The sequence below is a fragment of the Flavobacterium sp. NRK F7 genome (genome assembly GCF_024054195.1).
Taxonomy (GTDB): domain Bacteria; phylum Bacteroidota; class Bacteroidia; order Flavobacteriales; family Flavobacteriaceae; genus Flavobacterium.
Map to the genome: position 1 here is coordinate 2835080 of NZ_JAMXLB010000001.1, position 12511 is coordinate 2847590.

At 32.5% G+C, this 12511-nt stretch carries 17 protein-coding genes; 9 read left to right on the top strand and 8 right to left on the bottom strand.

The window, feature by feature from the left end:
- The first annotated feature begins 3 nt into the window (after positions 1 to 3).
- From NHF47_RS12840 to NHF47_RS12865, 6 genes are all read left to right on the top strand, one after another.
- Positions 4 to 447, top strand: a complete 444-nt coding sequence (locus tag NHF47_RS12840; protein ID WP_252765305.1) for a DUF4268 domain-containing protein — start codon at positions 4 to 6, stop codon at positions 445 to 447.
- 77 nt (positions 448 to 524) lie between these two features.
- On the top strand, positions 525 to 977 hold the full coding sequence (locus NHF47_RS12845) for a YHS domain-containing (seleno)protein (protein WP_252765306.1): 453 nt from the start codon (positions 525 to 527) through the stop codon (positions 975 to 977).
- Between the two features lie 150 nt (positions 978 to 1127).
- Positions 1128 to 1526: a peptide-methionine (R)-S-oxide reductase MsrB gene (gene msrB, locus NHF47_RS12850; protein WP_252765307.1), complete on the top strand. Its 399-nt coding sequence runs from the start codon at positions 1128 to 1130 to the stop codon at positions 1524 to 1526.
- Between the two features lie 16 nt (positions 1527 to 1542).
- Positions 1543 to 2031 (top strand): DinB family protein, encoded by a 489-nt coding sequence (locus NHF47_RS12855; protein ID WP_252765308.1) that lies wholly within the window; start codon positions 1543 to 1545, stop codon positions 2029 to 2031.
- Positions 2019 to 2720, top strand: coding sequence for an NRDE family protein (locus tag NHF47_RS12860; protein WP_252765309.1), 702 nt, complete (start codon positions 2019 to 2021; stop codon positions 2718 to 2720). The genes NHF47_RS12855 and NHF47_RS12860 overlap by 13 nt, the downstream gene beginning before the upstream one ends.
- Positions 2692 to 3738, top strand: a complete 1047-nt coding sequence (locus NHF47_RS12865) for a D-alanine--D-alanine ligase (protein ID WP_252765310.1) — start codon at positions 2692 to 2694, stop codon at positions 3736 to 3738. The genes NHF47_RS12860 and NHF47_RS12865 overlap by 29 nt, the downstream gene beginning before the upstream one ends.
- On the opposite strand, the gene NHF47_RS12870 is transcribed toward NHF47_RS12865, so the two are convergent.
- Both NHF47_RS12870 and NHF47_RS12875 read right to left on the bottom strand, forming a co-directional pair.
- The gene (locus tag NHF47_RS12870; protein WP_252765311.1) at positions 3735 to 4109 is read right to left on the bottom strand and encodes a YchJ family protein; all 375 of its coding nucleotides are present in this window, start codon (positions 4107 to 4109) and stop codon (positions 3735 to 3737) included. The genes NHF47_RS12865 and NHF47_RS12870 overlap by 4 nt on opposite strands.
- Before the next feature lies 1 nt (position 4110).
- The gene (locus tag NHF47_RS12875; protein WP_252765312.1) at positions 4111 to 5718 is read right to left on the bottom strand and encodes a class I SAM-dependent methyltransferase; all 1608 of its coding nucleotides are present in this window, start codon (positions 5716 to 5718) and stop codon (positions 4111 to 4113) included.
- A 157-nt stretch (positions 5719 to 5875) separates the two neighbouring features.
- Between NHF47_RS12875 and NHF47_RS12880 the strand changes: the two genes are divergently transcribed.
- Positions 5876 to 6712, top strand: coding sequence for a hypothetical protein (locus NHF47_RS12880; protein WP_252765313.1), 837 nt, complete (start codon positions 5876 to 5878; stop codon positions 6710 to 6712).
- A 72-nt stretch (positions 6713 to 6784) separates the two neighbouring features.
- On the opposite strand, the gene NHF47_RS12885 is transcribed toward NHF47_RS12880, so the two are convergent.
- The 6 genes from NHF47_RS12885 to NHF47_RS12910 all read right to left on the bottom strand — a co-directional run bounded on the left by NHF47_RS12885 (position 6785) and on the right by NHF47_RS12910 (position 10971).
- A complete protein-coding gene (locus NHF47_RS12885; RefSeq protein ID WP_254005718.1) occupies positions 6785 to 8248 on the bottom strand; it encodes a sigma 54-interacting transcriptional regulator in 1464 nt (487 codons plus the stop codon).
- A gap of 24 nt (positions 8249 to 8272) precedes the next feature.
- Positions 8273 to 8746, bottom strand: a complete 474-nt coding sequence (locus NHF47_RS12890; protein ID WP_252765314.1) for a hypothetical protein — start codon at positions 8744 to 8746, stop codon at positions 8273 to 8275.
- A 96-nt stretch (positions 8747 to 8842) separates the two neighbouring features.
- Entirely contained in the window at positions 8843 to 9964 is a 1122-nt protein-coding gene (locus tag NHF47_RS12895) for a VWA domain-containing protein (protein ID WP_252765315.1), read from the bottom strand.
- 104 nt (positions 9965 to 10068) lie between these two features.
- Positions 10069 to 10290, bottom strand: coding sequence for a hypothetical protein (locus NHF47_RS12900; protein WP_252765316.1), 222 nt, complete (start codon positions 10288 to 10290; stop codon positions 10069 to 10071).
- Complete coding sequence (locus NHF47_RS12905; RefSeq protein ID WP_252765317.1) at positions 10259 to 10426, bottom strand: hypothetical protein; 168 nt, start codon at positions 10424 to 10426, stop codon at positions 10259 to 10261. The genes NHF47_RS12900 and NHF47_RS12905 overlap by 32 nt, the downstream gene beginning before the upstream one ends.
- Positions 10426 to 10971, bottom strand: a complete 546-nt coding sequence (locus NHF47_RS12910; RefSeq protein ID WP_252765318.1) for a hypothetical protein — start codon at positions 10969 to 10971, stop codon at positions 10426 to 10428. Before NHF47_RS12910 ends, NHF47_RS12905 begins: the two co-directional genes overlap by 1 nt.
- A 73-nt stretch (positions 10972 to 11044) precedes the next feature.
- On the opposite strand from NHF47_RS12910, the gene NHF47_RS12915 reads away from it, so the two are divergent.
- Positions 11045 to 11677 carry a Crp/Fnr family transcriptional regulator gene (locus tag NHF47_RS12915; RefSeq protein ID WP_252765319.1) on the top strand — a complete coding sequence of 211 codons (633 nt, stop codon included), beginning with the start codon at positions 11045 to 11047 and terminating at the stop codon, positions 11675 to 11677.
- Positions 11677 to 12462 carry a sulfite exporter TauE/SafE family protein gene (locus NHF47_RS12920; RefSeq protein WP_252765320.1) on the top strand — a complete coding sequence of 262 codons (786 nt, stop codon included), beginning with the start codon at positions 11677 to 11679 and terminating at the stop codon, positions 12460 to 12462. Before NHF47_RS12915 ends, NHF47_RS12920 begins: the two co-directional genes overlap by 1 nt.
- Positions 12463 to 12511 lie beyond the last annotated feature (49 nt).

Consider the following 12511-nt stretch of genomic DNA (forward strand, 5'->3'; position numbering starts at 1 on the left):
AGAATGTATAGTAAAGAAGAAGCCTTACACTTAAAAAAAATGTTTTGGACTGCTTTTGCAGAAGCCTATCCTAGAAAATGGCTTTTGTATAATACTAAAATTAAAGACTTTAGCTTTAAATTTTATATTGATAATAAAAAAGCACAGGTTTTATTAGAAATAGAGCCCAAAGATGATGACAAAAGAACGATTTATTATGAAAAGGTATATTCTTTACAAACCATTCTTCTAGAAGATTTTTTAGAAGATGCCATTTTTGAACAACACTATTATTTAGAAAATGGAAAAGAAGTGAGTCGTATTTGGGTTGAAAAAACGGGTGTTAGCATCAATAATAAAGCTACTTGGGACGAAACTTTTGATTTCTTCAATGAAAAAATGGATGCCTTTGAACGTTTCTTTTATGAATATGAAGATTATTTAAAAGATTTAGAAATTAACACCTAAATTCAAAAGTGTTAACTAGCTGACATTCCTATTTGCTTATCTAGCCTACATTTGTCTAGAATTTAAAGAGAACTCATATGAAAAAAGGAATCGTATTCATTTGTTTGTTGCTTACTAGCTTACAACTAGTAGCCCAACAACAAAAGACAAATCTAAACAAAGATCAGGTAGCCGTAGAAGGCTATGATGTAGTGGCTTATTTTACAGAAAATAAAGCAGTTAAAGGTAGCTCAATGTACCAAGCAACAGATCATGGTGCTATCTATTACTTTAGTTCACAAAAAAACAAAGAGACTTTTGAAAAAAACAGTTCGCAATATAAACCGCAGTATGGTGGCTGGTGTGCCTATGCTATTGGTAAAAGTGGTGAATATGTGGAAGTGGATCCGAAGACTTTTAAGATTATCAATAATAAACTTTATCTTTTCTACAATAAGTATTTGACCAATACTTTAAAATTATGGAATAAAGAGGAAGCTACTTTATTACCTAATGCAGATAAAAATTGGCAAACCCTAAGCAAAAAATAGAACGATTCGCATTTTTATTTTTTAGGATTAAAATGTATATTTAACAAAATTTAGGCAGTATTCACCAAATTTTACACGAATATGAAAAAGATTTTTATTTTATTATTTTTGTTTTCGTTGCAGTACTCATTCACTCAAACTAAAAAAGTTATGGAACCCCAAATTAAAAAAACAGATGCCGAATGGAAAGCCCAACTTTCCGATCAAGAATATGAAGTTTTAAGAAAAAAAGGGACCGAACGTCCTTACACTGGTGAATACTGGGATCATTTTGAAAAAGGCACCTATGTTTGTGCAGCCTGTGAAAATGTATTATTTACTTCCGATACTAAATACGAATCACATTGTGGTTGGCCTTCTTTTGATCAAGCAGTACCTGGTTCTGTTATTTATGAAAAAGACACCAGCTTTGGAATGATTCGCACAGAAGTTATGTGTGCCAAATGTGGAGGGCATTTAGGTCATGTATTTGATGATGGTCCAAGAGAAACTACTGGTCAACGTTATTGTACCAATTCTGTTTCCATTAAATTTATTCCTAATAAATAATTTATTCTAATACCATATGCTTGTACCTGCTATTCAGAGAAATTTTTTAGAAATTAGTATCTTACTGGATCAATTAGACAATCAAAAATATACCTTTTGTAATCCCGAATTAAGTGAAGCAACGATTGGAGAACACATTCGTCATATTATTGAAATGTACCAATGCTTGATTTCAGATTATGAATTTGGGACTATAAATTATGATAAAAGGAAACGCAATTTGGCCATCCAAAATTCTATTGAAGAAGCTAAATTAGCTATTAATATCATATTAGAAACCATTACGCTTCCTAACAAAGAGTTGTTTTTAGAAGATGGTTTACAAGAAGCTAATTTTAGAGTACAAACGAATTATTTTAGAGAATTATTGTATAATTTAGAACATAGTATTCATCATCAAGCCCTAATTAAAGTAGCCGTCTTGAAATACAAAGAAGTCTCTTTACCTGAAAACTTTGGAATTGCTAAATCGACTATTGAATATAAATCACAATGTGCACAGTAACCTACGTTCCTTTAGCTTCTGGTTTTTGTATTACATCGAATAGAGACGAGCAGACAACAAGAGCTAAAGCCTTACCACCTCAAGAATATTTTATAAATAATAAACCCCTTACCTTTCCTAAGGATCAAAAAGCGGGTGGAACTTGGTTTGCCCAATCTGCAACCGCTACTTTGGTCTTACTCAATGGTGCAGCCGAAAAACACATCCCGAAAACCCATTATCGAAAAAGTAGAGGCTTAATTGTTTTAGATTTAATCGCTACTGAAAAAGTAATTTCAGCCTGGAAAACGATTTCTTTAGAAGGTATCGAACCTTTTACCATAGTGTTATACGAACTAGGAAATCTATATGAATTGCAATGGGATGAAATGACTAAAAAAACACAAGTTTTAGATGTGCATCAACCCTATATTTGGTCCTCTTCTACTTTGTATTCTAAAGAGATTAGAGCCGAAAGAGCACATTGGTTCGCCCAATTTTCAGCTCATAATAAACCATTAGATGCCGAAAAATTATTGGCTTTTCATCAGTTTACGCAATCTGAAAATACCGAATTTGGCTTACAGATTAACCGTAATGAGGTATTAAAAACAGTAAGTATTACGCAGGTACACACCTACGGACAAAATTTAGAAATGAACTACATTGATTTAATCCACCATGAAACGCATACAGCTAGCCTTACATAAAATTACGCATTGGGAATACTGGCCGTATCAAGTGGTGTATTTACCTATCTATTTTCAGTATTTGTATTATGTAGCCAGAACACGTTCGTTTTTTTATTTTAATGCTTCCAATCCAACCATACGCAATGGTGGTTTTTTAATGGAATCTAAAAAAGAAATTTATGATCTTATTCCTCAAAAATACTATCCAAAAACAGTTCTCATAACCGCACAAGAACCACTTGTTTCTGTTACTGATAAATGCCATCAAGCAGCAATTGTTTTCCCAATGATTGCCAAACCTGATGTAGGTTTGCGTGGTACAGCCGTAAAAAAAATAGATACTCCAGAAGCGCTAGAGGCATATCATAAGAGAGCTAATTTCAATTATTTAATCCAAAATCTAATCCCTTATAAAAAGGAAATTGGTTTGTTTTATGTGCGTTATCCTAATCAAGAAAAAGGGACTATTACTGGTATAGTTGAAAAAGAGTTTTTAATTGTAACAGGAAATGGCCAACATACCATTGAAGAATTATTACTTCAAAATCCGCGATATGCTTTTCAAATTCCAGTATTGAAACAAGAATTGAAAGAAAAAATGAATCAAGTTTTGGCTCCTGGAGAACAGTTGAATTTAGTTCCTTATGGCAATCATTGTAGAGGTTCGAAATTTATTGATGCGAGTCATTACATTACACCACAACTGATAGAAACTTTTAATCAAATTTGTTCTGAAATTGATGGTTTTTATTTTGGACGAATGGACATTATGTTTGAAAGTTACGCCCAATTAGAAAAGGGTGAAAACTTTGAAATTGTTGAAATTAATGGTGCGTTAAGTGAACCCACACATATTTATGACCCCAAACATTCTTTGTTTTATGGATGGAAAGAATTGACGCGTCATTTTCATTATATGTATGAAATTAGTAAAATAAACAACGAACACTTCAACAATCCGTATTTAACGTTCAAAGAAGGGGTAAAAGAGTTTAAAAAACATCATGAATATTATGATGTTATTTTAAAATTTTAATAAAATTTACCATCCACGTAATACCATTTCCCATTCACTTGTTTGAAAGTCGATTTTTCGTGATGTATTTGCGCTTGCAATTTTTCATCTAAATAATAGGCTTTGAACTCTACGATAGTTTCATAAGCTTCTAGTATTTCCAATTTTATCCATGTATTCATTTTGGCCCAAGCCAAAATTTCATTTTTTGAATAATACTTTCTTTCAGAAACTGCTGTTGTTTCCATTAAATAGTCCGCTAGATGCAATACATAAGCGGTATATCTCGAACGCATGAGCTGTTCAGGAAAAGCAGGGATATTGGTTCCATTAATAAAAGGTTCACAACAGGTTTCATAAGCTTTCCCCGAACAGCAATAACAGGATTTCATTTTAATTTCCTTTTAATAAATTGATGCTTACCGTTGCATAAGCCGTATCTGGAAACTTTTTAAAATAAGCAGAATCAGGGAATAAATTGGCTTCAGCAGCTACATTGTGCAACACATCTATTTCTACAATAAATTGGTCTGAAAAACCGTGAGTAGCATCGTAAGCTGTTGCAGCCGTTTTTCCTAGATTTTGAGCGGTTAATTGAGGAGCAATGGTATGCAACTCGATAATTAATAAACCGTATTTATGTACATATGGTGCCCATTTTTTCAAATGTTGCAATAAATTATCTTCTACCCTATTGTTTGGAATGCGTTTGCCACGATGTGCAAAAGCTCCAGTAGAAATACTGTTTCTACCTTCTTTAATGGTTTCTGGTTCTTCCCAAATTCGGTTATGATCTAAAAACGTACGCACATTAAGTAAGTCTTTTAAGTCTATTGCATAATTTTCTTCTAAATCTTTTGCTAACAAATCGGGTCTACCAATATCACCCCAAATCACTTTTGCCCAAATATCGGCTTTGATTAAATTTGCTCTCGTGACTTTTAAAGCCGCTTGATTGTAATCAGCACCTACTAAAAATAAAGGATGTTCTTCCAAAAGTTTGCCACGAAGCGTTTGTCTTTCAATCACTTCAAAAATATGTTGCAAAAAAGCACCATTACCGCAACCCATATCTAAAATCCCTTTCGGTTGTTCGTTAATCGGTTTATTAAAGATTTCAATGATAATATCATCAATCACTTTAAAATAAGTAGCATGTGCACCACCACTTCCCCACACATTCATTTCTCGATTTACATGAATTTCATCTTCATGAGCGCCAATATCACGGAGTACATTTGGATTACCAAATAATAAGGTTTCCATATTTTTAAACATGGGCAAATACGAAACGGTTACTCCATAAGCGGTAGCTCTTTTAGCAAAAAACAACCCCGTTTCCGTAAATTGATAATTCCCATTTTTTTCGGTAAACCAATTCAAATGCGCAAAAAAGTCGAGAATTACCTTAAAAACTTCAGGTTCTCTATGAAACTCTTCCGCTCGAAACGAAGTTTCCATAAAATACTTATGAAACATTCCTGTCATTCCTAAACTAACTACAATTGGACCTACCAAATAGCCTTCAATATGTGCTAAAACTTGTTCTTGAAGTGCTTTTTCTTGAGAGTCATTAGAAAACTGAATCGTAAAATTTTCTCGATATTTGGAAAAGATGACTTCTAACTGCGTGATAAAATTAGTGGCAATTCGTACCGAAGTAAAAAGTTGGGTTTCATTGAGTAAACTGACCACATCTTGATACAACGGAAATAATGAAAAGGCATAGGCTGAGTTTTCATTCGTTTGAATAATAACTGAGTTTTCTATATTATTTACTTCATATTCTAGAAACCCTTGAGATGCTAAGGTGCGTAAAGCAATATTTAAATAGCCTTCATTAGCTTGAAAGGTTTGAGAAAGTTCGGTAAGACCAATTCTTTTCTGTTCTAAAATATAGGCAGTAATGTTTTTTTTATACAAGGCAATAGCTACTGGTGCAGTAACTAAACCGTCAAGATGTTGGAAGATCTTCTGACGGTACTCTTTTTTTTCAATCATGATTTGTTTTTGTTGTTTCTCAAATTTAGAAAAATATATATAATAATTACTTTTAAGAATAAATTTTTAAACTTAATTTACTAAAACAGGTATTTCTACTCGTTTTTATTACAAATGAAAAAAGTATTTTTACTATCAAACGGTTAAAAATACATCTATGGACACGACAACAAACCCCATAACTCCTACTCCTTCTGAAACTATCAATCCAGTTATAACTCCAACACCTGTTGAAAATCCAACAACTCCAACAGTTATAGCTCCTACTCCCGAGAGTGCAACTCCTAAACCAGGAATTTCTAAAAAAGTAATTGACGAATTAAGTACGGAAATTAATAACATGCTTTCATTTGCTAGTTATAATGGCATCATCATTAATACCGACATCAATAGTTTAATCCAAAATAGCAGTGTTGATGATTTAATTAACGCACATAATCTATTAGCCAAAAATATTGCTCCTGCTACTCCAAAATCGATAGCCTATTCTAAAAAATTGTATGAAAAAGAAAAAGACAAATCGTTTCTAAACAAATTACCCTTAGTTAGAAACTTAATTTTTTTAGCACTCTTTTTTTTACTAACCTTTATTATAAGTGGTTTATCACCCTTAGTAAATAATGACTCTCTTGACGAAGGCCTATTGAGCAATCACGGCACCTCTTTATTAGTGAATTTGGGCTTTTTAGCTTCCGTATCGGGTTTAGGTGTTGTTTTTTATCTCTTAAAGAGTGTGAGTACCTCAGTTAAAGAAGGTACACTCGTTCCCGAAGACACCATTTATTATATTGCACTTATCATTTTAGGTTTGATTTCAGGATTAATGTCGTCTGAAGTATTGTCATTATATACAGATAATCCAGATAAAATAAACCTTATTAATAAAAGTGTACTCGCATTGATAGGTGGATTTTCTTCTGATGGTATTTTTACAATACTACAAGGAATTATTACAAAAATGAAATCATTCTTCACTACGTCTTCCAACAATTGATAAAGAGAAGACGCTATTTCTTAAATAACTTGTAGAGAAATAGCGTCTTCCTATTGAGTTTTAAAACTTGAATTAGTTTTTAAACTTTTGAATGTAATTGCTGTACAAATCTTTATACTGATAGCCTTTACTGAAACGGTTTTTAGTTAATTTTTCATGCTCAACTAATCCCCAAAGTAAAAATTCTTTTAAAAAGTATAGTTCTTCTTTAGGGAAATCGGGTTGGTATTGTACAATAAATTCTTGTAAAGGAGTTATACTATCTAATGTTTTTTTGTAAGCTGCATTGGTTACATTATCAAATAATTCAAAACCACTTTCATTGAAAAACCATTCTAAAATATCCGAATACGCATTTTTCTCATTTGGCTTTTCTAGTTTTTCAATCTTAGGAAAATAATTTGGAAACAGCGTCTTAACCGCATCTCCAATAAGATATTGTGCCACTGTAGCGGCACCTTCTTGTTCCCCTTCATAAACAAGTTCCACTTTTCCAGTTATCGCAGGAATGATTCCCATAAAATCAGATAGACGAACGCTAGTTTTTTCTTCTCCTACAAGTAACGCTCTACGCTCTGCAGTTGCCATTAAATTTTCATAAGCCGTAATACTTAAACGAGCCGAAACACCACTTTTACTGTCTACAAATTCACTATCTCTGGCTTCAAAAACAATTTGTTCTAAAAGTTCTTTAGCCAATTCAGGTACATGAACCAATTTTGTTTGTTCAGCATCAAATTTTGCTTCTTGCGCAGTGATACTTTTTGCAATTTCAATGGTTTCTGGATAATGTGTTAAAATTTGAGAACCAATTCTATCTTTTAAAGGCGTTACAATACTACCTCTATTCGTATAATCTTCTGGATTGGCTGTAAAAATAAATTGAACGTCTACAGGCAATCGCAATTTAAAACCTCTTATTTGAATATCTCCTTCTTGTAAAATATTAAATAAAGCCACTTGAATGCGTGCTTGTAAATCAGGCAATTCATTAATCACAAAAATACAACGATGTGCTCTTGGAATCATTCCAAAATGGATTACTCGTTCATCTGCATAATTCAATTTTAAATTGGCCGCTTTTATGGGATCTACATCACCTATTAAATCGGCTACCGTTACATCGGGTGTCGCTAATTTTTCATAGAAACGTTCACTACGATGCAGCCACGTAATCGGAGTATCATCTCCTTTTTCAGCTAGTAACTCTTTGGCAAAACGAGAAATAGGTTGTAACGGATCATCGTTAATCTCAGAACCCGCGACTACAGGAATGTATTCGTCTAATAATTCTACCATTTTACGTGCCAATCTGGTTTTGGCTTGACCACGTAGCCCTAATAAGTTGATGTTATGCTTCGACAAGATGGCGCGTTCCAATTCTGGAATTACTGTATTTTCATAGCCATGAACCCCTTCGAAAGTTGTTTCACCTGCTTTAATTTTAGCACGAAGGTTTTTACGTAACTCGTCTTTTATAGTAATGGGTTGGTACCCCGTTTTTTTTAATGCGCCTACTGTTTTTATTTCTTTCATATATATTACTGTTTTGAATCGCTATTATTTTTGTAAAGTATTTTGAATACTTTTGGTCATTTTATTAAACACCTCTTTTCCTTCACTATATCCATATGGTGTAATACAATCTCCAACGCATATTTGTAACTCTTTAGTTTCTTTAAAATTTTTATTATTTTCAGCAGCATGATAGGAGCAATCAAATCCACTTGTTAAATACAGAAAAATTCCTTCGTAAGCCAAAATTGTGCTCATTTGTTTCAACCTATCAAACACTTGACTTCTCACATCAGTAAAATCAATATCTTCTTTTGTATGATGCATGATTTCTAACATTATTAAACATTCCCAAATGGCATTTAATTCTACACCTTCGAACATTCTATAATTGGGCAGTGTAGGCTTTGGCAAATCAAAACGCCGATTGTAAATTTCCATTTCAAAAGAAAGAGAATCCTTTTGACTAAAAGTTATGTTTGAAATTAGAAATAAAATAAAAAAAAGAGATTGTTTCATTTAAAATTGTTTCAAATTAAAATGTTCTCGACTCCGCTCGAACTGACAACTTGGTAATTACTACCATGGGCTAATTACTAGTTACGAATCACTTAACTAACGAATTCGCTTCTTTCTATTGGTTTCATAATCTTCAAAAATCATTTCGCCTAATCCTTTTAAACCTGTGTAAAATGCTTTTCCTTGATTGGCTTCTGTAAAATAATTGACAAATTTTTGCAAGTAAGGATCTCTCGCAATCATAAAAGTAGTAATTGGAATGTGTAATTTTCGAGCCTGTGCTGCTTGATTGTAACACTTCTCCACTATATATTGATCCAAACCGTTACTATTCATGTAGTATTCGCCATTTTTTTCTCTTACACAACTGGGTTTACCATCTGTAATCATGAAAATTTGCTTGTTGGTATTCCTTTTTCTTCGCAAAATATCCATAGCCAATTGCAGGCCCGCTACTGTATTCGTATGATAAGGACCTACTTGCAAATAAGGCAAATCTTTAATTTGTATGGTCCAAGCATCATTACCAAAGACTAAAATATCTAAGGTATCTTTTGGATAACGCGTGGTGATAAGTTCGGCCAAAGCCATTGCTACTTTTTTAGCAGGCGTAATCCGATCTTCACCATAAAGTATCATACTATGTGAAATATCAATCATTAACACCGTACTCATTTGTGATTTATGGTGCGTATCTTCGACAACCAAGTCTTGTTCGGTTAATTTAAATTCCCCTATACCATTATTAACTTGAGCATTTTTAAGACTTTCGGTTAGAGAAATTTGTTCCACAGCATCACCAAATTGAAAGGCTCTTAAGTCACCTGTATGCTCATCCCCTTTACCCGATTGTTTGGTTTTATGATTTCCTGAACCTGCTTTATTCAAATTTCCGAAGATTTGTTCCAAGGCATGTTGGCGTATGGCTCTTTCCGTTTTTGCAGTAATAGTCATACCACCAGAACCATCTGGTTTCACTTCTTCTCGGATGTAGCCTTTCTTCTTTAAATCTTCAATAAAATCGTCGATTGTATATTCAGGAGTAGTTAATTGGTATTCGGCATCGAGTTGACGCATCCAATCGATGGCTTCGTCAAAATCACCTGAAGTATGCGTAATCAATTCCTTAAAAATAGGAAACAGTTTATCGAATGGGGATTGGAAAGGAGCTTCATATTTGGTAAACTGAAACCCACTAGCATGTACGTTACTTTTCATAGTATAAAGATACTTAATCTGATATACTTCGTGAAATAACGTTTATTAATTTTTAGTTAAAGAAGCTGTAATTAAAAGTTGATACTCTGTTGCAACTATAAACCTTATTCCGATTGATTGAGTTTCTTTTGCAAATGTTGTAGCACGATTTGGTATTTACTAAATTCGATTAATAGTCTATCATCGGTAGTAGTATCTATTAACTCTTCTATTATTTCTGTGATGACAACTAATTTATTATTGGCTGTTTTGTATTCTTTTACAGCCATAGCATCGATAATATTTTGTACTTCTTTATGAAGAAATTGGAGTTGATCCTGACTCATTTTTATCTTGATTGAATTTCATTAAAATAGCTTTCTTTTTTTCTTTTAAAGCATTTTTGGCTTCTTTTTCTCTGTTTTTTTTATCGTCGGCTTTCTTTTTATGTGCTTTCCGATTGGTTTCATTTCTTCTTCCCATTACAGATAGTTTTGTTTGATTTGAATAAACGTTGCATTGGTTTCTAATAATTGTGTTACTACTTCTTTTCGCAAAAGTTCTATATCTTCAAATCGGAGATGCTTTGCCCAATTTTGTTCTGTCAAAACTTCTTTCACTTGCTGTATTCTTTTGGCTGTAGCCAATGCATCTCTGACAATTAAATTAGAGGTATAATTCGGATTGTTTTTATGTTGAAAGGTAACTTCCTTAGTTTGCCAATTGATTTCAATATAAAACAATTTATCTTTATCATTATTAGGATAAAAATCGGTCCAAAGTGCATATCCAATTCTTCCATTCGTATTATTAACCTTAGCAGCATCACTTTTTAAACGCCACCTACAATTTGCAGCTCTTCCCCAATGATTTGAAACCCGATATACTCCTTTTTCTGTAAAATAATAACTACTTCCCGATTTACTTTTATAACTTAGAGGCAAAGTAACAATTTCATTATTGGTTACTTCTTGAAACTCACAAAACGTATGTTTGTGAAAATTGTACTGATTGTAAAACGTTTTCAAGGATTATTAGTTTATGTAACAAATGTAGCATACTTCAATTTAATATAAAATGTATCTTTACAAAAAATATGTAATGAAAGAAATTTTAGAACAAGCCTACGGTTATATTTTTGAAGAAGAGTTGTTACATGAAATTGAAAAAGTAGCCACTTATAAAGAATTTAAAGCCGATGAATACTTGATTGAAATTGGCGATTATATTAAATCCATGCCCTTACTTTTAGAAGGAGCCATTAAAATTTTGAGAGAAGATGAAAATGGAGATGAATTATTACTTTATTTTTTAGAACGTGGAGATACTTGCGCCATGACTTTAACCTGTTGTATGGGTAAGTCAAAAAGTAAAATTAGAGCCATTGCAGAAAATGATGGTGCTTTATTTATGATTCCTGTTGAAAAAATGGAAGAATGGTTGACGAAATATAAAACGTGGCGAAATTTTGTTTTTGAAAGTTATAGCATCCGATTGAACGAAATGCTAGAAGCTATTGATACGCTTGCTTTTATGAATTTAGACGAGCGTTTGTATAAATATTTAACAGACAAAGCCAAAGTAATAGGAAACACAGAAATTAACAATACACATCAGCAAATTGCCTATGATATGCATACTTCTCGTGTGGTCATATCTCGATTATTAAAAAGTTTAGAATTGCAAGGTAAAATTAAATTAAACAGAAACAAAATTGAAATTGTAGCATTATAATGGAGTTTTTTGGATATTTAGGCGCATTTTTTATAGGAATTGTTATAGGGTTAACTGGAGGCGGTGGATCCATACTTACCGTCCCTTTATTAGTATATGTAATGGGTTATAATCCAGTGATAAGTGCGGCTTATTCTTTATTTGTAGTGGGAAGTTCTTCTGCTTTTGGAGCCTTTATAAATTACAGAAAACAATTAGTTGCTATTCAAACTGGAATTATTTTTGCGATTCCATCCTTCATAGGTGTATTTGTTACCCGAAAATACATTGTTCCTAATATTCCTAGTGTCATATTTCATTATGGGGAAACGGTTTTAAGCAAAGATACCTTTTTAATGCTTTTATTTGCTCTAATTATGCTATTTGCCGCTTTGTCAATGATTCGAAAAACCAAGGTAAATTTAAAAGAAGTAACCGAAAAGCACGATTACAAAAAAATAATTATTCAGAATTTAAGTATTGGTGTTATAATTGGTTTAGTAGGTGCTGGAGGAGGTTTTCTAATTATACCTTCTTTATTAATCATCGCAAAATTACCCATGAAAAAAGCGGTAGCTACTTCTATGTTTATTATTGCTATGAACTCACTGATTGGTTTTTTAGGTGATTTAAAGCACATCGATATTCATTGGAACTTCCTGATTCCTTTTACTTTTATTTCTATGATAGGAATCTTTACAGGTACTTCTATTAGCAAATATATTAATGAAACACATCTAAAAAAAGGGTTTGCCTACTTTGTATTAGTAATGGCTTTTGTAATTGCCTTTAAAGAATTAATGTAACTCTGGTTACAACCTTTACCATTTATTATTTGTAAATTTGTAACAATAA

Coding starts and splice junctions, on each gene's coding strand:
- NHF47_RS12855 (WP_252765308.1), top strand. CDS start 1,543: ATGCTTGTACCTGCTATTCAGAGAAATTTTTTAGAAATTAGTATCTTA.
- NHF47_RS12840 (WP_252765305.1), top strand. CDS start 4: ATGTATAGTAAAGAAGAAGCCTTACACTTAAAAAAAATGTTTTGGACT.
- NHF47_RS12915 (WP_252765319.1), top strand. CDS start 11,045: ATGAAAGAAATTTTAGAACAAGCCTACGGTTATATTTTTGAAGAAGAG.
- NHF47_RS12845 (WP_252765306.1), top strand. CDS start 525: ATGAAAAAAGGAATCGTATTCATTTGTTTGTTGCTTACTAGCTTACAA.
- NHF47_RS12865 (WP_252765310.1), top strand. CDS start 2,692: ATGAAACGCATACAGCTAGCCTTACATAAAATTACGCATTGGGAATAC.
- NHF47_RS12900 (WP_252765316.1), bottom strand. CDS start 10,290: ATGAGTCAGGATCAACTCCAATTTCTTCATAAAGAAGTACAAAATATT.
- NHF47_RS12890 (WP_252765314.1), bottom strand. CDS start 8,746: ATGAAACAATCTCTTTTTTTTATTTTATTTCTAATTTCAAACATAACT.
- NHF47_RS12870 (WP_252765311.1), bottom strand. CDS start 4,109: ATGAAATCCTGTTATTGCTGTTCGGGGAAAGCTTATGAAACCTGTTGT.
- NHF47_RS12875 (WP_252765312.1), bottom strand. CDS start 5,718: ATGATTGAAAAAAAAGAGTACCGTCAGAAGATCTTCCAACATCTTGAC.
- NHF47_RS12880 (WP_252765313.1), top strand. CDS start 5,876: ATGGACACGACAACAAACCCCATAACTCCTACTCCTTCTGAAACTATC.
- NHF47_RS12905 (WP_252765317.1), bottom strand. CDS start 10,426: ATGGGAAGAAGAAATGAAACCAATCGGAAAGCACATAAAAAGAAAGCC.
- NHF47_RS12885 (WP_254005718.1), bottom strand. CDS start 8,248: ATGAAAGAAATAAAAACAGTAGGCGCATTAAAAAAAACGGGGTACCAA.
- NHF47_RS12860 (WP_252765309.1), top strand. CDS start 2,019: ATGTGCACAGTAACCTACGTTCCTTTAGCTTCTGGTTTTTGTATTACA.
- msrB (WP_252765307.1), top strand. CDS start 1,128: ATGGAACCCCAAATTAAAAAAACAGATGCCGAATGGAAAGCCCAACTT.
- NHF47_RS12920 (WP_252765320.1), top strand. CDS start 11,677: ATGGAGTTTTTTGGATATTTAGGCGCATTTTTTATAGGAATTGTTATA.
- NHF47_RS12895 (WP_252765315.1), bottom strand. CDS start 9,964: ATGAAAAGTAACGTACATGCTAGTGGGTTTCAGTTTACCAAATATGAA.